Below are 23,945 nucleotides of genomic sequence, written 5' to 3'. Positions count from 1 at the left end.
ATCCTGTCATTGTTAACCGTAAAAGAACGATTGCCGTGGCGTTAAGTTTAACGGGTCTCGGTGCCTACTGTCGTTTCGCCGTCGGTTTTGCAAACGTCACACGGCAGATGGCGGCCAATCAAGGCGCGGTAGCCGAAGGCTCCCAGGCAGGCGCCGACGATGGGGCCGAAAATCGGAACCAGGAAGTAAGGTATGTCGCGCGCGCCGGTGAAAGCGACTTCCCCCCAGCCCGCCAGGAAGGTGAACAGTTTGGGACCGAAGTCACGCGCCGGGTTCAGCGCAAAGCCGGTGAGCGGCCCCATGGAGGCGCCGATAACGGCGATTAAAATACCGATCAGCAACGGCGCCAGCGGCCCGCGCGGGATGCCGTTGCCGTCGTCGGTCAGCGCCAGAATCAGGCACATCAGGATGGCGGTAATCACTGTTTCGACCAGGAACGCCTGGATGACGGAAATCTGCGGGTGCGGATAAGTCGAGAAGGTACCGGCGAGATTCAGGCTTTCCACGCTGCCGCGGACTATATGATGCGTCTGCTCAAAATCCACGAACAGATTGTAATACAGGCCGTAGACCAGCGCCGCGGAGCAGAAGGCGCCAGCCAGCTGGGCCAGAATGTAGGGGACGACTTTGCGGCGATCAAAACAGGCGAACAGCCACAGGGCGATAGTGACCGCCGGGTTAAGATGCGCGCCGGAAATCGCGGCGGTCAGGTAAATGGCCATCGCCACCCCCAACCCCCAGATGATGCTGATTTCCCATTGCCCGAAGCTGGCGCCCGCCAGTTTTAACGCGGCGACGCAGCCGACGCCGAAGAAGATCAACAGGCCGGTGCCCAGAAACTCGGCGATACACTGGCCTTTTAAGGTGGAGCTTTCTAATTGACTCATAATTATTTTCCTGATGGCTAGGGTACAGAGTGGTGGATCTTGCAAGGGAACCGGAATGCAGCGTCCTTTGCTTTCTTGCTTTGAATGTATTGGTGATGTGAATTTATCGTTAATGTTCGAAAACGAGAAATATCGAAATCAAAATGTGTGTTGTTTGTCAAAAAAATGAGCGTATTCGCTTGGCGAATTGCCGTTTGGTGGTTGCTAACGTCCGCTTATGTTAAATGCCAGGTTAAATTTATTAACTTTAGCCATAAAGAAGGCAGATCGTCAGGCCTGTTTTTCAGTTTGTGCTGATAGTGGCGGCGAAGAAAAGATGTCACACTCGGTATTGTGAGGGGATGTCTGCTAGACAGGGATACATCGGCTACATACAATTCCGTTATGGTCGCTGTTGATCAGTTTCGCCATCAGGTTACGTCTATAGGCGTATTAAACGACGGGCGTCGCGTCAGGTGTGCGATCGCGCAGCTGCCGCGGGCCGGCGTGAACCGAATTTATGCCTTGCGATTAAAAGGGGTTTGAAGAATGTCATTTGAAGTGTTTGAAAAGCTGGAAGCAAAAGTTCAGCAAGCGATTGATACTATTACTTTGTTACAAATGGAAATTGAAGAGCTGAAAGAGAAGAACAACGCCCTGTCGCAAGAGGTGCAGGCGGCGGCAGGTTCCCGCGAAGCGCTGGTGCGCGAGAACGAACAGCTGAAAGAAGAACAGACGGTATGGCAGGATCGCCTGCGCGCGCTGTTAGGGAAAATGGAAGAGGTCTAAGCGCACCCATCCCATAGCGAGATGGGCTGCGGGTTTTGCAGAAAAGGGCGATGATTCGCCCTTTTCACCACCGAACGGGGGAGTTATTCAATATCCAGCGGATCTTCCGCCAGAATGATCCCGGTGTTGTCCGCGTAGAGGTGATCGCCGGAGAAGAACGTCACGCCGCCGAAATTAACCCGGATATCGCTTTCGCCGACGCCTTCGCCGACCGCGCCGACCGGGATCGCGGCCATCGCCTGGATGCCGATATCCAGTTCAGCCAGATCGTCCACCTGACGCACGGCGCCGTAGATGACGATGCCTTCCCATTCGTTCTGGGTCGCCAGCCTGGCCAGCGCGGCGTCGATTAACGCACGGCGCACCGACCCGCCGCCGTCGATCAGGAGCACGCGCCCGATGCCGTTTTCTTCCAGCAGGTCATAAAGCAGGCCGTTATCCTCAAAACATTTCACCGTGGTGATTTTCCCACCAAATGAAGTACGCCCGCCAAAATTGGAGAACAGAGGTTCGACAACGTTAACCTCTTCGTGATAGATATCGCACAGTTCGGAAGTATCGTATTTCATAGGATTGACGTCAGTTTGCCGCTGGGGGTAATGAGTATATCCCTTTCTGACGGATGTTGGCAAAATCATCAAATGTTAACTTGATACGCATCAGTAAACCGTTGCGTATCTTGCGCGCTTCCTGTCAGCTCAGCATGACGCCCACGGCGAACAGAAGATTGGTCAGCAGAGCGCCTTTGACGGTTTTTTCCAGCATCGGGCGCATGCTGAACGCGCTGGTTTCACGCAGCACGTAAATGGCCTGTTTGAGCAGCAAAGGCAGCGTCAGGATAAACAGCCAGCCGGCCAGGCTGTGCAGGTAGAGTATGGCGAACAGTCCGAGGCAAACCGGCGCCAGCAGCAGCAGCACGGTGTGATAGCAGCGGGCCTTTTGCGATCCCAGACGCACCGCCAGGGTATTTTTCCCGCTGATGCGGTCGTTGTCGATATCGCGCAGGTTGTTGATATTCAGCACCGCGGTGGCCAGCAGGCCGCAGGCGGTGGCCGGCAGCAGGACGATGCTGTCGAAATGGCCCGTTTGCAGGTAGTAGGAGCCGGCCACGCTCAGCCAGCCGAAGAATATCAGCACCGAGATGTCGCCCAGCCCGATATAGCCGTAAGGCTTGTTGCCGACGGTATAGGTAATGGCGGCCAGGATGGCCAGTAATCCCAGGATCAGAAAGCCGATGATATCGGTTGGTTTTTCACAGGCGGCAATCACCAGCGACACGCCGGAAATAATGGTCAGGGCGACGGTCGCTATCAGCGCGTTTCTGAGCTGCGTCAGGCTAATGGCGCCGGTCTGGATCCCGCGCAGCGGACCGATGCGGTCCGCGGTGTCGCTGCCTTTTACCGCATCCCCATAGTCATTCGCCAGATTGGACAGAATCTGCAGTAGTCCGGCGGTAAGCAAAGCCAGTAAAGCGATCCCTGGCTTAAAACTGCTGTGCCAGCCTGCAATCGCCGAGCCGGTGACGATAGAGGCGAAAGCTAATGGCAACGTTTTGGGACGCAAACTGTCCAGCCAGGCTTTGGTCTTGCTGTTATGGGTTGATAAGGTCATGGTGTGCTTCAATTTTTATTGTTTATGAATAATAAAAAGTTTCGGTAACGGCAACGCCATAAACACAAACGGGAGGCCAGAGCCTCCCGTTTAACGGTTAACAGGACGTCCGTGAAAACGGATTATAAGATAAATCGGCTCAGATCTTCATCTGCTACTAATTCATCCAGGTGATTACGTACGTAATCTGCGTCAATGGTAACGTTTTGACCGCTCATTTCGCTGGCATCGTAAGAGATATCTTCAATCAAACGCTCCAGCACGGTGTGCAGACGACGGGCGCCGATATTCTCGGTACGCTCGTTGACCTGCCACGCGGCTTCCGCAATCCGCCGGATCCCGTCGGCGGAGAATTCGATGCTGACACCTTCCGTCGCCATCAGTGCCTTGTACTGCTCGGTCAAAGATGCGCTTGGCTCCGTCAGGATACGCTCAAAATCTTCCGTCGTCAGCGCCTGTAATTCAACGCGAATGGGCAAACGTCCCTGCAATTCCGGGATCAGGTCCGACGGGCTGGAAACCTGGAACGCGCCGGAGGCGATAAACAGGATGTGGTCGGTTTTGACCATACCGTGCTTGGTCGAGACGGTGCAGCCTTCCACCAGCGGCAGCAGGTCGCGCTGTACCCCTTCGCGGGACACGTCCGGGCCGGAGGTTTCGCCGCGCTTACAGATTTTGTCGATCTCATCGATAAACACGATGCCGTGCTGCTCGACGGACTCGATCGCCAACTGCTTCAGCTCTTCCGGATTAACCAGTTTGGCGGCTTCCTCTTCCACCAGCAGCTTAAAGGCTTCCTTGATTTTCACCTTGCGGGCTTTCTGTTTCTGCCCCGCCAGGTTCTGAAACATGGATTGCAGCTGGTTGGTCATCTCTTCCATGCCCGGCGGCGCCATGATTTCGACGCCGACCGGCGCGGCGGCCAGATCGATCTCGATTTCCTTATCGTCCAACTGGCCTTCACGCAGCTTCTTGCGAAACGCCTGACGCGTCGCCGAGGGTTCCTGATTCTCTTCGGGCTGTCCCCAGTTGTTTTTGGCCGGGGGGATCAGAACGTCAAGAATCCGCTCTTCCGCCAGCTCTTCGGCCCGATGACGGTTCTTCTCGATGGATTGCTGACGCACCATTTTTATCGCCGAATCGGTCAAATCACGGATGATCGAGTCAACTTCCTTGCCGACATAGCCGACTTCGGTAAATTTGGTGGCCTCAACCTTGATGAACGGCGCATTGGCCAGCTTGGCCAGACGGCGGGCGATTTCGGTCTTACCCACGCCGGTAGGGCCGATCATCAGAATATTTTTCGGCGTGACTTCGTGGCGCAGCGTTTCTTCCAGCTGCATGCGCCGCCAGCGGTTGCGCAGCGCGATGGCCACCGCTCGTTTGGCGTTGTGCTGACCGATGATATAGCTATCAAGTTCGCTGACTATCTCGCGCGGGGTCATTTCAGACATAGTTGATCCTTACGCCTTGGAGGCTAATTCTTCAATCGTGTGGAACTGGTTGGTGTAGATACAGATATCGCCAGCAATACCTAACGATTTCTCGACAATATCCCGTGCGCTTAACTCGGTATTTTCCAGCAACGCGCGAGCGGCGGCCTGAGCGTAGGGGCCGCCGGATCCGATGGCGATCAAATCATTTTCCGGCTGCACGACATCGCCGTTGCCGGTAATAATCAGCGACGCATTTTCATCGGCCACGGCCAGCAACGCTTCCAGACGACGCAGCATACGGTCGGTACGCCAGTCCTTCGCCAGTTCTACCGCGGCTTTCACCAGATGACCCTGATGCATTTCCAGCTTGCGCTCAAATAGCTCGAACAGCGTGAATGCATCGGCCGTACCGCCGGCAAAGCCCGCGATAACGCGATCGTTATACAGGCGGCGTACTTTACGCACGTTGCCTTTCATCACGGTATTTCCCAGCGTGGCCTGCCCATCGCCGCCTATGACCACATGGCCGTTGCGGCGTACACTTACAATTGTTGTCACGAGTAAGTCCCCGTTACCGAAAAAAAAAGGCCCCCGCGGTCAGGCGGGGCATATTGATTTATAGATGGGGCAGGGGGTGGGGTTTTTCAACCCCCACTGGCAAGCGGGATACAGCTGGAGGTGCCGATCTCTCTGAGACGCTGTAGCATTTTGTCGGCCGCGGCGCGGTTGGCATAGGGGCCGAGCATGATGCGGTTCCACCCGCCGTTGGAGGCGATGCGGCTTTCAATACCGGCAAAAGCCAGCTGCGCTCTTACCGACTCGGCCGGCTCCATGCTTTTGAACGATCCGCACTGCACAATCCAGCGTTGCGTTTTCTCCGCTTTGGGCGCCTGCGGCTGTTTCGCCGCTTCCTGCCTGGGCGCTGCCGGCGTCGTTGCCGGCGGTGTCCGCGTGACCGGCTGTGTTTGCGCCGGCGGGGCGATGGTGACCGCCGAGCGCGGCACCTGGGTCTGATCGTTGTAAGGCACCTCGGAGAGCTGCGTCGGCTGGCGGCGCATATCGGACTGCATCTGTTCCAGCAGTTGGCGCTGTTCGTCGGTCAGCTGTACCGGCGACTGGATTTCCCCCCCGGCGGAGGGTTCGGTCGGCGCAGGAACGCCAAGCTGGCGGTTTTCCAGCTCTTTAATGTAACGCCAGCGCTCTTCCGGCTTGGGAGGCAATCCGTTCCCTTTCCCGGTGCTTTGGCGTGGCAATACCGGCGACTCCTCCGGCGTGTTATGGGCGATAAAATACAACCCGCCCGCAAAGGTGACTAAAACGGCGACAGCCAGCGCTATCATGGTCTTAGACGTTCCTGACGCGTTGCTTTTTCTCCGGCCGGTTGTCTTTTTCCGGCGGGTGCCCGAGCGCCCCCGGCTGACATAGTCTCTTTGTGCCACTGTCTTTTCGCTGTGAATTGAATAAAGTAATCAGGAGGACATGTTACTGAACCCTAAAATATTTGACCAGCACCAGAAGTCTTAAAGCCTGTTGCGGGAATAATTCGGCGCCGCGGTGCTGTCGCGAATAACCAGTTCACTGGCCAGCAGCCGGGAGCCGGTTTGTACCCGGTGGCCGTGTAGCTGCTCTAATAGTAGCAGCATCGCTTCACGTCCGATTTGATAACGCGGTTGCGCCACCGTTGTCAATGGCGGCCAGCAGTACCGGGCTTGCTCGATATCGTCAAAACCGACCACGGAGAGGTCGCGCGGTATATCCAGCCCGATTTTTTTGGCCTGCGCAAGCACGCCAAGCGCCATGATATCGTTATGGCAAAAAATGGCGCTGGGGGGCTGAGGGTGCTTTATCAGCGCCGTTAAGCCGTTTGCCCCGGTTTCATAAGTAAAATCGCCGCGAATAATATATTGGTTATCGATGGTGATGCCGCTGCGGCGCAACGCCTGAACATACCCCTGCAGGCGGTATTGGCTCAGGGGCATATATTCCGGTCCGGCAATACAGGCGATGCGTTGATGGCCCAACTGATGCAGATAGTGCACCGCCTCAAACGCGGCCGTCAGATTATCAATATGTACCGTCGGCAACTCCAGCTCCGGTGAAAACTCATTGGCCATCACCATCGGCGGCAGGCTGCGCTGCTCTTCTTTCCCGGCGTCGAACGGCAGGTCGGACCCCAGCAGCAGCATACCGTCAATCTGTTTGGTAATGATTAAATCGACAAACGTTTTCTCTTTCTGCCGCTGGTGGGCGCAGTCGCCGATCAGTACCAGATAGCCGTGTTCGGCCGCGGTTTCTTCGATCCCTCTGAATAGCTCGGAAAAATAGGGATCGCAGATGTCCGGTACGATGGTCAGGATGGTTCGTGATTCATTGCGCCTGAGGTTTCGGACCAGGGAATGGGGCGAATATCCCACGGCGATAACCGCTTGTTCGACTTTCTTGCGCGTCGTCGCGGATACTTTTTCCGGATTCATCAACGTACGCGACACGGTGGCCGTTGACACGCCGGCCTTGTCCGCCACGTCTTTCATCGTTGCCGTGGCGACTTCTTTTTTCTGCTCCAACGCTTTTCTCCTTGCGTCAGCGTAAACTGGCGCTATCAGCCAGGGTTATCTGATTTATTTTGCGGGCTGTGGTTTCCGGCCGTCATTTATCAATGGCGGTGCGCAATGGCGATGTTTTTCAGAATACCGCCTCCGCGCACAGTCTTAACAGATTGAGCGCAATTTTTATTGCTTAATTTGCATAGAAACTGTGACAGATGTCAGTTTCTCGATGCGGTTCGCAACCACGACGGCGGCGAAGGCGCTAACTGTCCGTTGGATCGACGTCCAACACCCACTTTACCTTGCGCGACTGCGGCAGCGTGCCGATCAACGGTATTGACGTTCTGACCAGGCGTTGCAACAACGCCCGTGAGGGATGCTGCAGCAGCAGCTGCCAGCGGAAGCGGCCCGCGCGTTTGGGCTGCAATGCCGGCACCGGACCAAGCAACCAGAGCGATTCATCGCGCAGCGGGCTGCTTTCCAGCAGGTTCCTCAGCTGTTGCAGGAACAGCGACGCCTGCTGATTATCATGGTCGTCGGCGCGAAACAGGATGTGGCTGGTATAGGGCGGCAGAAAAACGCTTTGTCTCTCTTTTAACGTTTGGCTGGCGAAGGCGTCGTAGCCCTGTTGCAGCAGAATTTGCAATAAAGGATGTTCCGGATGATGGGTCTGCAACACCACTTCTCCCGCCTTTCCCGCCCGTCCGGCGCGCCCTGAAACCTGGGTATAGAGTTGGGCGAAACGCTCGGCGGCGCGAAAATCGGCGGAGAACAGCGAGCTGTCGACATCCAGCAGCGCGACCAGCGTCACGTTGGGAAAGTGGTGGCCTTTCGCCAGCATCTGCGTACCGATAAGGATGCGGGCGCCGCCCTGTCTGACCTGGGAAAGCTGCTGCTCCAGCGCCCCCTTGCGGCTGGTGGTATCGCGATCGATGCGCGTTATCGGTATTCCCGCAAACAGCGGCTCCAGCACCTGTTCCAGCCGCTCCGTTCCCATTCCCACCGGCACCAGATTGGTGGTGCCGCACTGCGGGCACTGGTGCGGCACCGGCCGATGGCTGTCGCAATGATGGCAGCTGAGTATCTGCTGATGTTGGTGCAGGGTGTAATAGTGATCGCAGCGCGGGCACTCCGCAATCCAGCCGCACTCGTGGCACATCACCACCGGGGCGAAGCCGCGGCGGTTAAGGAACAAAATCACCTGATTATCCTGCGCCAGATGATGGCGGATGCGGGCGATAAGCGGTTGCGATAACCCGGCGGTAAGCGGCTGACCCTTTAGATCAAGAAGGTGCTGGCTGGCCAGCCTGGCGTTTCCCGGCCGTTTACTGAGCTTCAACTGCCGGTATTTGCCCGTCTGGACGTTATACAGCGTTTCCAGCGCCGGGGTGGCCGTGCCCATGACGATGGGAATATTTTCCTCTCTGGCGCGGAATACCGCCAGGTCGCGCGCATGGTAACGCCAGCCTTCCTGCTGTTTATAAGAGCTGTCGTGCTCCTCGTCGATGACGATCAGGCCCAGCCGGGCAAAGGGGGTAAACAGGGCCGAACGGGTGCCGATGACGATGGCCGTCTCGCCCGCGCGGGCGCTCAGCCAGACGGCAAGCCGTTCGCTGTCATTAAGGCCTGAATGCAGCACGTCGACCGGCGCATTGAAACGCTCGCGAAAGCGGGCGATGGTCTGCGGCGTCAGGCCGATCTCCGGCACCAGGACCAAGGCCTGTTTGCCCTGCGTCAGTACGTTCTCCAGCACGCTGAGATACACTTCCGTTTTTCCCGAGCCGGTAATTCCCGCCAGCAACCAGGCGGCGAAGTGTTGGTCTTCGCTGCGAATCGCCCCGACGGCGGTGGCCTGTTCGGTATTCAGACGCAGGCGCTCGGTGGAGATGCTGAAGTCTTTACGCCAGTCGCGCACCGTTTGTCTGGCGGCGGTTAAATCGCACAGTCCTTTTTTGCGCAGGGCCTGCAGCGCGGTTTCCGTCAGGTCGGTTTCGCTGACCTGGTGGCGATAAAGCGGCGCCTGAAGCAACGCCGCCATCGCCTGCTGCTGTTTCGGCGCGCGCTTCAGCGCGTCCAGCGGGGTCGCTTTGCCCTGTTCCGTGGCGAACCATTGCCACAGCGGCGCGCGGTGCGCCGGCTTGCCCTGACGCAACAAGATGGGTAAGGCATGGAACAGCACTTCCCCGATCGGGTAGTGATAGTAGTCCACCGCCCACAGCAGAATGCGCCACAGGCTGGGAGGAAACAGCGGCTGCTCGTCGAGTACGGCGTGCAGCGGTTTTAGCTGCGCCAGCGGCAGTTCGCTGGATTCGCTGAGCGCGGCGATAATGCCGATAGTCTTGCGGTTGCCGAAAGAGACGCTGACGCGCACGCCAACCTGAGGCTTGACGCCCGCGGGGAGTATATAATCGAATGTACGTGCTAATGGCACGGGGAGCGCGACCTGAGCGACAGACATGACTTCTCCGGCAGGGATCAGAATATGGCGATTTTAACCAACCGCGGCATAGGCGTGAAATAATAACAGGCGCTAGTGTACATGCTGCGCACGATAATGTGTGGATGCGATTGCATCGGCTGGTTGGATTCTGTATGATTCGCCGCCATTATACTGCGTGGTATAATGGTTGATTGACTCAACTTCTTACTCAACTTTCGTGTGGTGTCTGGCGGAACAGGGCTGGATAGCGACACGGCCTTAACAGAGGTTTCCCATGAAAAAAGGTATTCACCCGAATTATGCAGAAGTTACGGCAACGTGCTCTTGCGGTAACGTCATCAAAACCCATTCTACCGTGGGTCACGACCTGAACCTGGACGTCTGTGGCGAATGCCACCCGTTCTACACCGGTAAGCAGCGTGATGTTGCAACGGGTGGTCGTGTCGATCGCTTCAACAAGCGTTTCAGCGTACCGGGCAGCAAAAAATAAGCGTTACCGGTCAGCTGTAAGACAACAAAGGCACCTCAGGGTGCCTTTGTTGGTTATCACCCGCCGATACCATTCAACGTCTCATAACACCTTCCCGCCTGACCATCAATATTCCCAGGTATCCGGGTCGATCCCCATCTCCCGCATGATGATTTTGGCCGCTTCCGGAATTTCGTCGCTGCGTTCTTTACGAAGATCCTTATCGTTCGGCAGCGGCTGGCCGGTGAAGGCGTGCAAAAAAGCCTCGCACAGCAGTTCGCTGTTGGTTGCGTGACGCAGGTTATTAACCTGACGCCGGGTCCGCTCGTCAGTCAGTATCTTCAATACTTTCAGCGGAATAGAGACAGTAATTTTTTTTACCTGTTCGCTTTTTTTACCGTGTTCAGCGTAAGGGCTGACATACTCGCCGTTCCACTCAGCCATGGGATACCTTAAAAATTAATCGTGATGAAGACAGGATCTGTCATGAAATAGCACAATTCTAGCGGTTATTATGCTGATGCTCAATCTATACGCAAAGAAGTTTAGAAGTCTAGATGTATTGACGGCTAACTCAACTGGGTTTACTCTTTAGTTCCTACTTTCAGCTTCCAGCCAGGAAAAGAGCAGATGACGCGTAAACAGGCTACCATCGCAGTGCGCAGCGGATTAAATAATGACGAGCAATACGGCTGCGTTGTCCCCCCCATTCATCTTTCCAGTACATATAACTTTACCGGATTCAATCAGCCAAGAGCGCACGACTACTCCCGCCGGGGCAACCCTACCCGCGATGTCGTTCAGCGCGCGCTGGCCGAACTGGAAGGCGGTGCGGACGCGGTGATGACCAGCAGCGGCATGTCGGCCATTATGCTGGTGTGCACGGTCTTTCTGCGCCCCGGCGATCTGCTGGTCGCGCCGCATGATTGCTACGGCGGCAGCTACCGCCTGTTCGACAGCCTGAACAAACGCGGCGCCTTTCGCGTCAGGTTTGTCGACCAGGGGGATGAAGCGGCGCTCAACGCGGCGCTGGAAGAGAAACCTAAACTGGTGCTGGTGGAAAGCCCCAGCAATCCTCTGCTGCGGGTGGTGGATATCGCGGCCATTTGCCAGGCGGCGCGAGCGGCGGGGGCCGTCAGCGTGGTGGATAACACCTTCCTGAGCCCCGCCTTGCAGCAACCGCTGGCGCTGGGCGCGGATCTGGTGGTGCACTCCTGCACCAAGTACCTGAACGGCCATTCCGACGTAGTCGCCGGAGCGGTGATTGCCCGCGATAAGGAAACGGCGACGGAGCTGGCCTGGTGGGCGAACAATATTGGCGTCACCGGCGGCGCGTTTGACAGCTATCTGCTGCTGCGCGGTCTGCGCACCCTGTCTCCGCGTATGGCCGCGGCGCAGAAAAATGCGCTACAGTTGGTGGAGTATTTACAGCAACAGCCGCTGGTGAAAAAATTATATCACCCTTCACTGCCGCAGAATCCCGGCCATGAGATTGCGCGCCGCCAGCAATCCGGATTCGGCGCCATGCTCAGTTTTGAACTGGACGGCGATGAAGATACCCTGCGCCGCTTCCTGGCGTCGCTGGAGTTCTTTACCCTGGCGGAGTCGCTGGGCGGAGTGGAAAGCCTGATTTCCCATGCGGCGACGATGACGCATGCCGGTATGGCGCCGGAAGCGCGCGCCGCCGCCGGGATTTCTGAAACATTACTGCGTATTTCAACCGGTATTGAAGATGGCGACGATCTGGTTGCCGATCTGGATCGCGCATTTCAGGCCGCAGCGAAGAGGTAAGAATGAGTGCATCAGGAGTAGCGGGAACCTTAACCGGCCGGCAACTGCATAAGTTTGGCGGCAGCAGTCTGGCCGACGTGAAGTGTTACCAGCGCGTTGCCGGTATTATGGCCGAGCACAGCCACCCCGGCGATTTGATGGTGGTTTCCGCCGCCGGCGGCACCACTAACCAGCTCATCAGCTGGTTAAAGCTGAGCCAAAGCGATCGGCTTTCCGCGCATCAGGTTCAGCAGGCGCTGCGTCGCTATCAAAGCGATCTGATTGCCGGGCTGTTGCCTCCTGACGCGGCCGAGCCGCTGACCACCCAGTTTATCCGCGATCTGGAACGGTTGGCCGCGCTGCTGGATGGCGATATCACCGATGCCGTGTATGCCGAAGTCGTCGGCCACGGCGAGATCTGGTCGGCCCGTCTGATGTCCGCGCTGCTTAACCAGCTGGATATGCAATCTTCCTGGCTGGATGCGCGCGACTTTCTGCGCGCCGAGCGGGCGGCGCAGCCCCAGGTGGACGAGGGCCGCTCCTGGCCGCTGCTGCAACAGTGTCTGGCGCAGCATGCCGGGCAGCGTCTGGTGGTCACCGGGTTTATCTGCCGCAACGAGGCGGGCGAATCGGTGCTGCTGGGGCGCAACGGCAGCGACTATTCCGCCACCCAGATCGGCGCCTTGGCGGGCGTTGAACGCGTGACCATCTGGAGCGACGTCGCCGGGGTGTATAGCGCCGACCCGCGCAAAGTCAAAGATGCCTGCCTGCTGCCGCTGTTACGGCTGGATGAAGCCAGCGAACTGGCGCGCCTCGCCGCGCCGGTGCTGCATACCCGTACCTTGCAGCCGGTATCCGGCAGTGATATCGATCTGCAACTGCGCTGCAGTTATCAGCCGGAACAGGGTTCTACGCGTATTGAGCGCGTGCTGGCGTCCGGCACCGGCGCCAAAATCGTCACCAGCCACGACGACGTCTGTCTGATCGACGTTCAGGTGCCGCCGGAACACGACTTCCCGCTGCTGCAGAAAGAGATCGAGCAATTGCTGAATCGCGCGCAGATAAAACCGCTGGCGACCGGCGTTCATCACGATCGCAATCTGCTGCAGCTGTGCTACACCTCCGAGGTGGTGGACAGCGCCTGGAAATTACTCAACCAGGCCGCTTTGCCCGTGCAGTTGACCATGCGCGAAGATCTGGTGCTGGTGGCGATGGTGGGGGCCGGCGTCTGCAAGAACCCGCTACACAGCCACCGTTTCTACCAACAGCTGAAAGATCAGCCGACAGAGTTTATCTGGCAGTCCGAAGATGACATCAGCCTGGTGGCGGTGTTGCGCGTCGGGCCGACGGAGCACCTGATCCGCGGGTTGCATCACTCGCTGTTCCGCGCCGAAAAACGCATCGGCCTGGTGCTGTTCGGCAAAGGGAATATCGGTTCGCGCTGGCTGGAGCTGTTTGCCCGCGAGCAAACGAATATTTCCGCCCGCACCGGCTTTGAGTTTGTTCTCGCCGGGGTGGTGGACAGCACCCGAAGTCTGCTGAATTACGACGGTCTGGACGCCAGCAGGGCGTTGGCCTTTTTCGACGATGAAGCGCAGGAGCGTGACGGCGAAGATCTGTTCCTGTGGATGCGCGCCCACCCGTTTGATGATTTGGTGGTGCTGGATGTGACCGCCAGCGAATCGGTCGCTGATTTGTATCTTGATTTCGCCAGCTACGGTTTTCATGTGATCAGCGCCAACAAGCTGGCGGGGGCTTCCGGCGGCAATAACTATCGCCAGATCCGCGACGCCTTCGCCAAAACGGGCCGCCACTGGTTATACAACGCCACCGTCGGCGCCGGTTTGCCGGTGAACTTCGCCGTGCGGGATCTGCGGGAAAGCGGCGACGCTATTCTGTCCATCAGCGGCATTTTCTCCGGTACGCTGTCGTGGCTGTTCCTGCAGTTCGACGGTACGGTCCCGTTTACCGAGCTGGTGGATCAGGCCTGTCAGCAAGGGCTGACGGAGCCGGATCCGCGCGTTGATCTGTCCGGGCAGGACGTGATGCGCAAGCTGGTGATCCTGGCTCGCGAGGCCGGGTATGAAATCGAACCAAGCCAGGTGCGCGTTGAATCGCTGGTGCCGGCGGGCTGTGAACAAGGTTCCGTCGATCAATTCTTTGAGAACGGCGAGCCGCTGAACGAGCAGATGCTGCAACGGCTGGAAGCCGCTCAGGAGATGGGGCTGGTGCTGCGGCACGTCGCCCGTTTTGACAGCAACGGCAAGGCGCGCGTCGGCGTTGAGGCCGTCCGGCCCGATCACCCGCTGGCGTCATTATTGCCGTGCGATAATGTGTTTGCCATCGAAAGCCGCTGGTATCGGGATAACCCGCTGGTGATCCGCGGTCCGGGAGCCGGACGGGATGTGACAGCCGGGGCCATCCAGTCGGATTTAAATCGTCTGGCGCAACTGCTTTAACGTGAATGATGACGGTCGGCAACGCGTGTTTCGGCACCGTTGCGCCGTCGCCCGCCCGCTACGTTTTGCCGCATCATGAATTTCTTTCATGTTACATGAGTAATCATCACCGCCTCCGGCGGTTAAAAACGTTGACTCATCAGGCGGATTGCGTCATTTTTTATATAGACGTCTAAACGTATAGACGTTTACGAATGATAATAATAGCAACGGTTGATGGGGTAGCAGGATGAGTTTTTTTCACGCAAATCAGCGGGAAGCGCTGAATCAAAGCCTGGCGGAATTGCAGGGACAGATTAATGTTTCATTTGAATTTTTCCCACCGCGCACCAGTGAGATGGAAGAAACGCTGTGGAACTCCATCGACCGTCTGAGCAGTCTCAAACCGAAGTTCGTTTCCGTTACCTACGGGGCGAATTCAGGTGAGCGCGATCGCACTCACAGCATCATCAAGACGATTAAAGAACGCACCGGACTGGAAGCGGCTCCCCATCTTACCTGTATCGATGCTTCCCGCGACCATCTGCGCGAAATCGCCCAGGATTACTGGCGGAGCGGGATTCGTCATATCGTCGCGCTGCGCGGGGATTTGCCGGCCGGCGGCGGTAAACCCGATATGTATGCGGCCGATCTGGTCTCCCTGTTAAAAGAAGTCGGCGACTTTGATATTTCCGTCGCCGCCTATCCTGAAGTGCATCCGGAAGCGAAAAGCGCCCAGGCTGACCTGATCAATCTGAAGCGTAAAATTGACGCCGGCGCCAACCGGGCGATCACCCAGTTCTTTTTTGACGTGGAAAGCTATCTGCGTTTTCGCGATCGCTGTGTTTCAACCGGTATTGACGTCGAGATCGTTCCCGGCATTCTGCCGGTTTCCAATTTCAGGCAATTACAGCGTTTCGCCACCATGACCAATGTTCGCGTGCCGAACTGGATGACGGCGATGTTCGACGGCCTGGATAACGATCCCGAGACGCGCAAAATGGTCGGCGCCGCCATTGCCATGGATATGGTGAAAATCCTCAGTCGCGAAGGGGTAAAAGACTTCCACTTCTACACCCTAAACCGTGCTGAACTGAGCTACGCGATTTGCCATACTCTGGGCGTGCGCCCTGCCGTAGCCTGATCGCCGCAGCCTGAAACCCCGCCGCCGCGGGGTTCTCGATCTTATCGCTCAAGGTTCGCCGTCTCTCCCATTAAATCGCCGGATAAAACCGCCCTCTGTTTCTGCGGCATTCAACGCCGGGTTTTTTCATCAGCATATTGGCGAATTCTCTATTCCCCCAGCGGAGGAATACGATATTGTCTGCGTATTGATCTGCTTTCCGGCATTCATCACAAATATGTCGTTAGCCGGGAGACACAAAATGCTATCAACGCCAAATTGCTTGAATACGCCCGTTAACTCGTTATAGCGTGACAGGTGGCTGAAAGCGCGGGCTGATAAACATGGACTCGACCTATTAATAGTAAAGATGTTGTTTTACTTAGGTAGAAATAAATAGATACGCACGGTGGGATATATTATTCATTTTAGCTATTGATAGCAAATTCCTATCGTTGTTATTCTATCTATCGTCACTTGCTATCACAATAAGGAGAATAATAAATGAATATTCGGGATCTGGAGTATCTGGTGGCGTTGGCAGAACATCGTCATTTCCGGCGCGCCGCGGATTCTTGCCACGTTAGTCAGCCAACGCTCAGTGGACAAATTCGTAAGCTGGAAGATGAATTAGGCGTTATGCTGCTGGAGCGGACCAGTAGAAAGGTGCTGTTTACGCAGGCGGGTTTATTGCTGGTTGAACAGGCGCGCACCGTATTACGTGAAGTCAAGGTCTTGAAAGAGATGGCCAGCCAGCAGGGGGAAACCATGTCAGGGCCGCTGCATATCGGTCTGATCCCGACGGTGGGGCCTTACCTGCTGCCGCAAATCATTCCCATGCTGCACCGCACCTTCCCCAAGCTTGAAATGTATCTGCATGAAGCACAAACCCATCAGCTGTTGGCGCAGTTGGACAGCGGCAAGCTGGATTGCGCCATCTTGGCGTTGGTGAAAGAGTCTGAAGCCTTTATCGAAGTCCCCTTGTTTGACGAACCGATGAAACTGGCGATTTATCAGGGGCACCCCTGGGCCAACCGCGAGCGGGTGGCGATGGCCGACCTATCCGGCGAGAAATTGCTGATGCTGGAAGACGGACACTGCCTGCGCGATCAGGCGCTGGGGTTCTGTTTTCAGGCCGGAGCGGACGAGGACACGCATTTTCGCGCCACCAGCCTGGAAACGCTGCGCAATATGGTGGCGGCGGGCAGCGGCATCACGTTATTGCCGGCGCTGGCGGTGCCCCATGAACGCGAGCGCGACGGCGTCTGCTATCTGCCCTGCTACAAACCGGAGCCGAAGCGCACCATCGCTCTGATTTACCGCCCCGGCTCGCCGCTGCGCGGGCGCTATGAGCAACTGGCCGATACCATCCGCGAACATATGCAAATCTATATGGATACCGCCTCAGAACAGGCGGTTTAACCCATTTAGCGCGGCAACCCGGTAGGCTTCCGCCATGGTCGGGTAATTGAAGGTGGTATTAATGAAGTATTCGATAGTATTACCTTCACCTTTCTGTTCCATAATCGCCTGTCCGATATGAATAATCTCCGCCGCGCGCTCGCCGAAACAGTGAATGCCCAGAATCTGTTTCGTCTCGCGGTGGAATAAGAGCTTCAGGCTTCCCACGTTCATGCCGACAATCTGCGCGCGCGCCAGATGTTTGAACTGCGCCCGGCCCACTTCATAGGGGACTTTCATTGCCGTGAGCTGCTGCTCGGTTTTTCCCACGGAGCTGATTTCAGGAATGGTATAAATTCCGGTGGGAATATCTTCGATCAGATGAGCGTTGGCATCGCCTTTGATGATGGCCTGTGCGGCGAGGCGGCCCTGGTCGTAAGCCGCGGAAGCCAGACTGGGGTAGCCGATAACGTCGCCGACGGCGTAAATATGCGCCAGCCCGGTCTGATACAGGCTGTTGACGTTAAGTTGTCCGCGGCTGTCGGTACTCAGGCCGATCTGTTCCAGACCGAGCGTTTCGGTGTTGCCGGTGCGGCCGTTGGCGTACAGCAGACAGTCAGCCTTCATCTTTTTACCGGACTTGAGGTTGACGATAACGCCGTCTTCCACCCCCTCGATGCTTTCAAACTCCTCGTTATGGCGGATCACCACGCCGTTATTCCAGAAGTGGTAGGACAGGGCGTCCGACATCTCCTGATCGAGGAAGGCCAGCAGGCGATCGCGGGTATTGATCAGATCAACCTTGACGTTAAGGCCGCGAAAAATGGACGCGTACTCGCAGCCAATCACCCCGGCGCCGTAGATAATCACATGTCTGGGTTCGTGGTCGAGTTGCAGGATGGAGTCGCTGTCGTAGATGCGGGGGTGGTCAAAGTCGACCGCTGCGGGGTGGTAGGGGCGCGAGCCGCTGGCAATAATGATATTGGCTGCGGTCAGCGTGTCGTGGGTATTGTCCGGATAATGCACCGCAAGGGTATGGGCATCGATAAACCGGGCCTCGCCGGAGAACAACGCGCACTGGTTACGTTCATAAAACCCCTGACGCATCTGGGTTTGCTGGCCGATTACGCTGTCGGCGTGGCGCAGGATATCGGAAAAGGAGGAACTGATAATGCGGGCGTTATCGCTGTAGAGCGGGTTCTGGTTAAATTCAATAATACGGCTGACGGCATGGCGCAGCGCTTTGGAAGGGATGGTTCCCCAATGGGTGCAGCCGCCGCCGACATTATAGTGCCGTTCAATCACCGCTATTTTGGCGCCCTGCTTGGACAATCCCATGGCGGCGCCTTCGCCCCCCGGGCCGGAACCGATAACGATGGCATCATAATCGAATTGCTGTTGTAGGGTCATAATCGGATAACCTGTTTGTACAAAATGATAACGTGATTGTAACATCGCCTGTGCGGGATCCCAATCACCCTGATATTTATTGTGGAAACCTATTATCACATTTTTAATATGGCAAACTTTGTCCCGCTATGTTGACAATAAAGTTTGCTATAGTGCCTTTCTGGAAAGGAGAGCAGATGATTTGGGCAGGATAATGGGTGTCAGAGCACAACAAAAAGAACGGACGCGTCGTTCCCTTATTGAGGCGGCGTTCAGCCAGTTAAGCGCCGAGCGTAGTTTTGCCAGCCTGAGTTTACGTGAAGTCGCCCGTGAAGCCGGTATCGCGCCGACATCTTTCTACCGCCACTTCCGTGATGTGGATGAACTGGGGCTGACGATGGTGGATGAAAGCGGGCTAATGTTGCGCCAACTGATGCGCCAGGCGCGGCAGCGGATTGCCAAAAGCGGCAGCGTAATAAAAACCTCTGTCTCGACCTTTATGGAATTTATTGGCAATAACCCGAATGCTTTCAGATTGTTATTACGTGAGCGCTCAGGCACTTCCGCGGCTTTCCGTGCGGCGGTCGCGCGTGAGATTCAGCATTTTATCGCCGAACTGGCGGATTATCTGGAGGTCGAAAATCATATCCCGCGCAGTTTTGCGGAAGCGCAGTCGGAAGCGATGGTGACCATCGTTTTCAGTGCCGGGGCGGAAGCGCTGGATGTCGGACCGGAACAGCGAAGACAGCTGGAAGAGCGCCTGGTATTGCAACTGCGCATGATTTCCAAAGGCGCCTATTACTGGTATCGCAAAGAGCAGGACAACCGCTCGGGCGCAGCGTGAATTTTAGATATATACAGGTATGAGAAGAGAAAAGCATGACAGAACAATCCTATCATCGGGAAAAAGGTACGTTGCTTCTGGCGCTGGCCGCGGGCCTGTCGGTTAACGGCTCATTCGCCGCGTTGTTTAGCGCCATCGTCCCCTTTTCGATATTCCCTCTGCTTGCGCTGATTTTATCCGTCTGTTGCCTGCACCAGCGCTATATGAATCACAGCATGTCCGAGGGCACGCCTCTGCTGGCGGCGGCCTGTTTTCTGCTGGGATTGCTGCTTTACAGCGCCATTGTCCGCGTCGAGTACCCCGCCATCGGCTCAAACTTCGTGCCCTCGATTCTCTGCGTGGCATTGGTATTCTGGATCGGCCTGAAGCTGAAGGCCCGAAAATCCGTCAAAGAGAGCGATACTCCCGAGGCATAAGGCGCAGTGGCGCGGGCTACTGACGCCGCTCCAGCAGCACGCCGCACTCCATATGATGGGTGTAGGGAAACTGGTCAAACAGCGCCAACCGGCTGATGTGATGCGTTTCCGTCAGCGTTTGCAGATTATGACACAGCGTTTCCGGGTTGCAGGAAATATAGAGAATGCTTGGATAAGCCTGCACCAGCCTGACCGTTTCCTCGTCCAGCCCGCTGCGCGGGGGATCGACGAAAATGGTTTCGCAGCGATAGCCCGTCAGATCGATGCCCTGTAAGCGCTTGAATTGACGTACGCCGTTGATGGCCTGGGTAAACTCTTCCGCCGCCATACGAATAATCTGTACGTTATCAATATGATTGGCCGCAATGTTGTACTGCGCGGCCGCCACCGAGGGCTTGGCGATTTCGGTCGCCAGCACGCGATCAAAATTGCGCGCCAGCGCCAGTGAGAAGTTGCCGTTGCCGCAGTACAGTTCCAGCAAATCCCCTGTTGAATCTTGCGTGGCGTCCAGCGCCCACTCCAGCATATGGATATTCACCGCCGCGTTGGGCTGGGTGAAGCTGTTTTCAACCTGACGGTAAATCATCTCGCGCCCGGCGACGGGCAGGCGTTCATCCACGTAATCCCGCTCCAGGCAAATCTTGGTTTTGGTCGCCCGGCCAATCAGCTGCAGCGCAAACCCCTGCGCGCGCAACGCATCGCGCAGGGCGACGGCATGCCGCCGCCACTCTTCATCCAGCGGACGGTGATAGAGTAGGGAAACCACCGCCTCGCCGCTCAGCGTCGACAGGTAGTCAATCTGGAACAGCTTGCGCCGCAGGACAGGATTGGGGCGCAGCGCCTCGATCAATGCCGGCATCAGCCGGTTTATCAGTTCACTGGCCGCGGGAAAGCTATCGACGCGAATACGCTGTTTGGTCTGCTGATCAAACATGATGTGATAGATATCGTCACCGTCGTGCCAGATACGAAACTCGGCGCGCATGCGGTAATGCTGAACGGGCGAGCGGAAAACCACTGGCTCCGGCGCCCCGAACGGCGCCATCATCCCGCGCAGGCGTTCTGTTTTTTGGGCGAGTTGATCGTCGTACCGATCAATGGGCAGGCATTCTGGTGTCATGGTTTTCTCGTCTGAACGGCATCTAAAAGGACTTTATTGGCCGGGAATTGTAGGGAATCCGGCCGGGATGTCCAGTTTTGTCGCGCGATCGCCCGGCAATGAAAATGGCAGTCTAGACATCTGCGTAAGGCGATCGTAGCATGATTGTCCGGCCTCGCAGCATGAGTTAAAAGGGAATCCAGTGCAAATCTGGAGCTGACGCGCAGCGGTAAGGGTGGTCCGGGCGATAGCATATATGCAGACACTGTCATTCATGATGGGAAGTCATCGTCCTTTGTTGTTACGAACAAGCTGTTACGAATAGCTGTCGAGAATAAAAGTAACAACGGCCCCAAGCCCGAAGACCTGCCGGTATAACGTCGCAACGACCATGATCATCGCGTGCTATTCATCATGGTAATGCGGCATCCTTATATATGGTTTGGATGCTCGACTCATGTTTAATAAAACCATGCTGCTGACGGCGCTCTCTGTCACAGCTTTTTCCGCCTGGGCGCAAGACAATAATTCACCGCAAGAGAATGCCGAAGAACTGGTCGTTACGGCGAACCGGTTCCCGCAACCTGTTTCCTCCGTTCTCGCGCCAATCGATATCGTTACCCGTGACGATATAGATCGTTGGCAGGCGAAAAATGTATTAGAAGCCATGCGTCGGTTGCCGGGCGTGGATATCGCGCAGAATGGGGGACTGGGACAAAGTGCGTCAATGTTTATCCGCGGTTCAGAAGCGCGTCATACTCTGGTTCTGATTGATGGTGTCCCTGTTGCAAAACCTGGCATTACAGGCGATGTTGATTTCAACCAGATACCGATCTCCCTCGTACAGCGCATTGAATTTATTCGCGGGCCTCGTTCTGCCGTATATGGTGCGGATGCAATTGGCGGTGTGATTAACATCATTACGCAGACTGATAGTGACAGCGCCAATCTGCATGCTGGCGTGGGTTCAAATCACTATCAGGAATACGGCGGCAGTGTCCGCCATACGATAGCGGATAATACAAAAGTCACGTTGGCCGGTGCCTATCAGGACACTAAAGGTTTCAATGTCCAGCCCAATTCCACTTATAGCGGTGATAGGGATAGAGACGGTTGGCGAAATAAAGCGTTTTGGGCGGGTGTTGAACATAAATTTGATGAGCGTTTCTCAGGGTTCTTACGCGGCTATGGCTATGGAGCGAATAATGATTATGACGCGGGAGGCCCAGGAAGTAGTGATAAGCAACAAATTTATAATCATACCTACAGCACCGGCTTACGTTTCTCGCAGGGAATTTACGCCTCTCAATTGATCGCCAGCTACCAAAAATACAGCATGCTTAACTATGTCAGCACCCAAGGGCGCTATGGCGCGGCTCATTCTCTGGACGACATGGAGCAGCGTAATCTGCAATGGGGAAATACTTTTGCCATCGCCCAGGGGACGGTCAGCGCGGGTATTGATTGGAAACGGCAAAAGCTGATATCCGAAGGTGTGAGTTTTAATACAGGAACCCGAGAAGCGAACGGCTACAAGCAAGACAATACCGGAGCTTATATCACCGCACAGCAGCAGTATGGCGCGGTGACATTAGAAGGATCGGCTCGTGTAGATGATGACGAGCAGTTTGGAAATCATGGAACATGGCAGGTAGCCGCTGGGTGGGAATTTGTACCTGATTATCGCGTCACACTTTCCTACGGTACGGGATTTCAGGCGCCAACATTGGGTCAATTATACGGACAGAAACGCTTTGACATCGACTCGAATGAAAATCTGAAACCAGAAGAATCAAAACAGTGGGAGGCCGGGTTTGAGGGGGTGACAGGACCGTTGAATTGGCGTTTGTCCGCTTACATCAACAAAATTGATAATCTGATCAATTATGAATATGCCTCTGCTACGAATACAGGCACGTATTACAATGTTAAAGCAGCGACAATGAAAGGCCTTGAATGGACGGGATCATTTGATACCGGCATTTTGAATCATCAAATTACTTTAGGCTATCTTGATGCTCGCAGTGATGAAGATGACAAAATATTGGCTCGTCGTGCTAAACAGCAGGCTAAATATCAACTCGATTGGACGTTGTATGACGTCGATTTCGATCTCAGCTATCAGTATGTAGGAAAACGCTTCGATAATGCGCAGAACACTCGCCGCCTGCCTAGCTATAGCACCGTCGATCTCGCCGCCTCATATCCCGTCACCTCTCAGCTAACGGTTCGTGGTAGAATCGCCAACCTGTTTGATAAAGATTACGAGACGGCATATGGCTACCGTACGGCAGGGCGAGAATACTATCTCACCGGAAGCTATACCTTCTGACCTGCCATCCCGTCCCACGGTTCTGGTGTTTGACTCCGGCGTGGGCGGGCTGTCTGTTTATGATGAGATCCGGCAGCTATTGCCGGATCTCCACTATATCTACGCATTTGATAACGAGGCTTTTCCCTACGGCGAGAAACCGCAGCAGTTTATTATCGAACGCGTCGTCAAGATTGTTGGCGCTATTCAGCAGCAGCACCAGCTGTCGCTGGTGGTGATTGCCTGCAACACCGCAAGCACCATTTCCCTTCCAGCCCTGCGTGAACGTTTCACTTTTCCGGTGGTAGGGGTGGTGCCGGCAATTAAACCGGCGGCGAAGCTAACGCGTAACGGCGTTGTCGGCCTGCTGGCAACCCGCGCCACCGTGCAGCGTTCCTATACCCATGAACTGATTGCCCGTTTTGCGAATGATTGCCGGATATTATCACTCGGCTCAGCTGAACTGGTTGCACTGGCCGAGGCAAAGCTGCAGGGAGAAACCATCGCGACCGAAGATCTGCAAAAAATCTTGCGGCCATGGCTGCGGCTAGCGGAACCGCCGGACACGGTGGTGCTGGGGTGTACCCATTTTCCTTTATTAGCGCAGGAACTGCGTCTGGCGTTGCCGGATGGCACCCGGCTGGTGGATTCGGGTTCGGCCATTGCCAGAAGAACGGCATGGCTGGTGGCCAATTTTGAAGCGACGCACCTTTCAACGGAAAAGAATCTGGTTTATTGCCTGGCGATTACGCCGAAAGTTGCCACGCTCTGGCCGGTGTTACAGCGCTATGGCTTCTATTCGCTGGAAAAACTACCGCTTTAACGTGGTTGTGGGTAAATAGTAGGCGCTTGATTATTTTTTTGCATTTAGCCCTTGTAAGCCGCTGAGAACTCCCTATAATGCGCCTCCACTGACAGGGCAACGGCGGCAACGCGGTTGCGATGACGGTAGGAAGCCAGGCAATAATCACTTGACTTCACAGCGGAATTGCATAAC

The 23,945-nt window shown here is 55.9% G+C and carries 21 protein-coding genes, 1 pseudogene and 1 riboswitch; of the genes and pseudogenes, 10 read left to right on the top strand and 12 right to left on the bottom strand.

From position 1 onward, the window contains the following. Nucleotides 1-47 precede the first annotated feature (47 nt). Entirely contained in the window at nucleotides 48-887 is an 840-nt protein-coding gene (locus tag DDT56_RS11505) for an MIP/aquaporin family protein (RefSeq protein ID WP_136166595.1), read from the bottom strand. A gap of 528 nt (nucleotides 888-1,415) precedes the next feature. On the opposite strand from DDT56_RS11505, the gene zapB reads away from it, so the two are divergent. Then, entirely contained in the window at nucleotides 1,416-1,655 is a 240-nt protein-coding gene (gene zapB, locus DDT56_RS11500; protein WP_136166594.1) for a septal ring assembly protein ZapB, read from the top strand. Between the two features lie 83 nt (nucleotides 1,656-1,738). Here zapB and rraA read toward each other — a convergent pair whose 3' ends face one another. The 7 genes from rraA to priA all read right to left on the bottom strand — a co-directional run bounded on the left by rraA (nucleotide 1,739) and on the right by priA (nucleotide 9,706). Then, the gene (gene rraA / locus DDT56_RS11495) at nucleotides 1,739-2,224 is read right to left on the bottom strand and encodes a ribonuclease E activity regulator RraA (RefSeq protein ID WP_136166593.1); all 486 of its coding nucleotides are present in this window, start codon (nucleotides 2,222-2,224) and stop codon (nucleotides 1,739-1,741) included. Nucleotides 2,225-2,348: 124 nt separating this feature from the next. Continuing rightward, complete coding sequence (locus DDT56_RS11490) at nucleotides 2,349-3,266, bottom strand: 1,4-dihydroxy-2-naphthoate polyprenyltransferase (RefSeq protein WP_136166592.1); 918 nt, start codon at nucleotides 3,264-3,266, stop codon at nucleotides 2,349-2,351. A gap of 122 nt (nucleotides 3,267-3,388) precedes the next feature. Then, entirely contained in the window at nucleotides 3,389-4,720 is a 1,332-nt protein-coding gene (gene hslU / locus DDT56_RS11485; protein ID WP_136166591.1) for an ATP-dependent protease ATPase subunit HslU, read from the bottom strand. A 9-nt stretch (nucleotides 4,721-4,729) separates the two neighbouring features. Continuing rightward, on the bottom strand, nucleotides 4,730-5,260 hold the full coding sequence (gene hslV / locus DDT56_RS11480; protein ID WP_136166590.1) for an ATP-dependent protease subunit HslV: 531 nt from the start codon (nucleotides 5,258-5,260) through the stop codon (nucleotides 4,730-4,732). 86 nt (nucleotides 5,261-5,346) lie between these two features. Further along, nucleotides 5,347-6,141 carry a cell division protein FtsN gene (gene ftsN, locus DDT56_RS11475; protein ID WP_136166589.1) on the bottom strand — a complete coding sequence of 265 codons (795 nt, stop codon included), beginning with the start codon at nucleotides 6,139-6,141 and terminating at the stop codon, nucleotides 5,347-5,349. Nucleotides 6,142-6,222: 81 nt separating this feature from the next. Further along, on the bottom strand, nucleotides 6,223-7,266 hold the full coding sequence (gene cytR / locus DDT56_RS11470; protein ID WP_136166588.1) for a DNA-binding transcriptional regulator CytR: 1,044 nt from the start codon (nucleotides 7,264-7,266) through the stop codon (nucleotides 6,223-6,225). A gap of 244 nt (nucleotides 7,267-7,510) precedes the next feature. Beyond that, entirely contained in the window at nucleotides 7,511-9,706 is a 2,196-nt protein-coding gene (gene priA, locus DDT56_RS11465) for a primosomal protein N' (protein ID WP_136166587.1), read from the bottom strand. Nucleotides 9,707-9,962: 256 nt separating this feature from the next. On the opposite strand from priA, the gene rpmE reads away from it, so the two are divergent. Continuing rightward, nucleotides 9,963-10,178 carry a 50S ribosomal protein L31 gene (gene rpmE, locus DDT56_RS11460; protein WP_009114838.1) on the top strand — a complete coding sequence of 72 codons (216 nt, stop codon included), beginning with the start codon at nucleotides 9,963-9,965 and terminating at the stop codon, nucleotides 10,176-10,178. 105 nt (nucleotides 10,179-10,283) lie between these two features. On the opposite strand, the gene metJ is transcribed toward rpmE, so the two are convergent. Continuing rightward, a complete protein-coding gene (gene metJ, locus DDT56_RS11455; RefSeq protein WP_136166586.1) occupies nucleotides 10,284-10,601 on the bottom strand; it encodes a met regulon transcriptional regulator MetJ in 318 nt (105 codons plus the stop codon). A gap of 186 nt (nucleotides 10,602-10,787) precedes the next feature. On the opposite strand from metJ, the gene metB reads away from it, so the two are divergent. The 3 genes from metB (at nucleotide 10,788) to metF (ending at nucleotide 15,509) form a co-directional block, all read left to right on the top strand. Beyond that, entirely contained in the window at nucleotides 10,788-11,948 is a 1,161-nt protein-coding gene (metB, locus tag DDT56_RS11450) for a cystathionine gamma-synthase (protein ID WP_136166585.1), read from the top strand. Nucleotides 11,949-11,950: 2 nt separating this feature from the next. Beyond that, entirely contained in the window at nucleotides 11,951-14,386 is a 2,436-nt protein-coding gene (locus DDT56_RS11445; RefSeq protein ID WP_136166584.1) for a bifunctional aspartate kinase/homoserine dehydrogenase II, read from the top strand. A 229-nt stretch (nucleotides 14,387-14,615) separates the two neighbouring features. Then, nucleotides 14,616-15,509 (top strand): methylenetetrahydrofolate reductase, encoded by an 894-nt coding sequence (metF, locus tag DDT56_RS11440; RefSeq protein ID WP_136166583.1) that lies wholly within the window; start codon nucleotides 14,616-14,618, stop codon nucleotides 15,507-15,509. 121 nt (nucleotides 15,510-15,630) lie between these two features. Here metF and DDT56_RS24795 read toward each other — a convergent pair. Beyond that, nucleotides 15,631-15,812 (bottom strand): annotated as a pseudogene (locus tag DDT56_RS24795) (glutathione peroxidase); the annotation flags it as partial. A gap of 180 nt (nucleotides 15,813-15,992) precedes the next feature. On the opposite strand from DDT56_RS24795, the gene oxyR reads away from it, so the two are divergent. Further along, the gene (oxyR, locus tag DDT56_RS11430) at nucleotides 15,993-16,910 is read left to right on the top strand and encodes a DNA-binding transcriptional regulator OxyR (RefSeq protein WP_136166582.1); all 918 of its coding nucleotides are present in this window, start codon (nucleotides 15,993-15,995) and stop codon (nucleotides 16,908-16,910) included. On the opposite strand, the gene sthA is transcribed toward oxyR, so the two are convergent. Further along, nucleotides 16,893-18,299, bottom strand: coding sequence for a Si-specific NAD(P)(+) transhydrogenase (gene sthA / locus DDT56_RS11425; protein WP_136166581.1), 1,407 nt, complete (start codon nucleotides 18,297-18,299; stop codon nucleotides 16,893-16,895). The two genes, oxyR and sthA, sit on opposite strands and share 18 nt — an antisense overlap. Before the next feature lie 190 nt (nucleotides 18,300-18,489). On the opposite strand from sthA, the gene fabR reads away from it, so the two are divergent. Further along, the gene (gene fabR, locus DDT56_RS11420) at nucleotides 18,490-19,122 is read left to right on the top strand and encodes an HTH-type transcriptional repressor FabR (RefSeq protein WP_168197613.1); all 633 of its coding nucleotides are present in this window, start codon (nucleotides 18,490-18,492) and stop codon (nucleotides 19,120-19,122) included. A 35-nt stretch (nucleotides 19,123-19,157) separates the two neighbouring features. Beyond that, the gene (locus tag DDT56_RS11415) at nucleotides 19,158-19,538 is read left to right on the top strand and encodes a YijD family membrane protein (protein ID WP_136166579.1); all 381 of its coding nucleotides are present in this window, start codon (nucleotides 19,158-19,160) and stop codon (nucleotides 19,536-19,538) included. Nucleotides 19,539-19,554: 16 nt separating this feature from the next. On the opposite strand, the gene trmA is transcribed toward DDT56_RS11415, so the two are convergent. Next, nucleotides 19,555-20,658 (bottom strand): tRNA (uridine(54)-C5)-methyltransferase TrmA, encoded by a 1,104-nt coding sequence (gene trmA / locus DDT56_RS11410; RefSeq protein WP_136166578.1) that lies wholly within the window; start codon nucleotides 20,656-20,658, stop codon nucleotides 19,555-19,557. Between the two features lie 132 nt (nucleotides 20,659-20,790). Further along, nucleotides 20,791-21,025, top strand: a riboswitch (cobalamin riboswitch). A 69-nt stretch (nucleotides 21,026-21,094) separates the two neighbouring features. Here trmA and btuB point away from each other — a divergent pair. Next, entirely contained in the window at nucleotides 21,095-22,969 is a 1,875-nt protein-coding gene (btuB, locus tag DDT56_RS11405) for a TonB-dependent vitamin B12 receptor BtuB (RefSeq protein WP_136166577.1), read from the top strand. After that, entirely contained in the window at nucleotides 22,914-23,771 is an 858-nt protein-coding gene (gene murI, locus DDT56_RS11400) for a glutamate racemase (protein WP_136166576.1), read from the top strand. Before btuB ends, murI begins: the two co-directional genes overlap by 56 nt. Nucleotides 23,772-23,945 lie beyond the last annotated feature (174 nt).

This window comes from Brenneria corticis, assembly GCF_003115855.1.
Lineage (GTDB): Bacteria > Pseudomonadota > Gammaproteobacteria > Enterobacterales > Enterobacteriaceae > Brenneria > Brenneria corticis.
The sequence above is the reverse complement of the archived record's forward strand: the minus strand, read 5'-3'. Positions and strand labels throughout refer to the sequence as shown.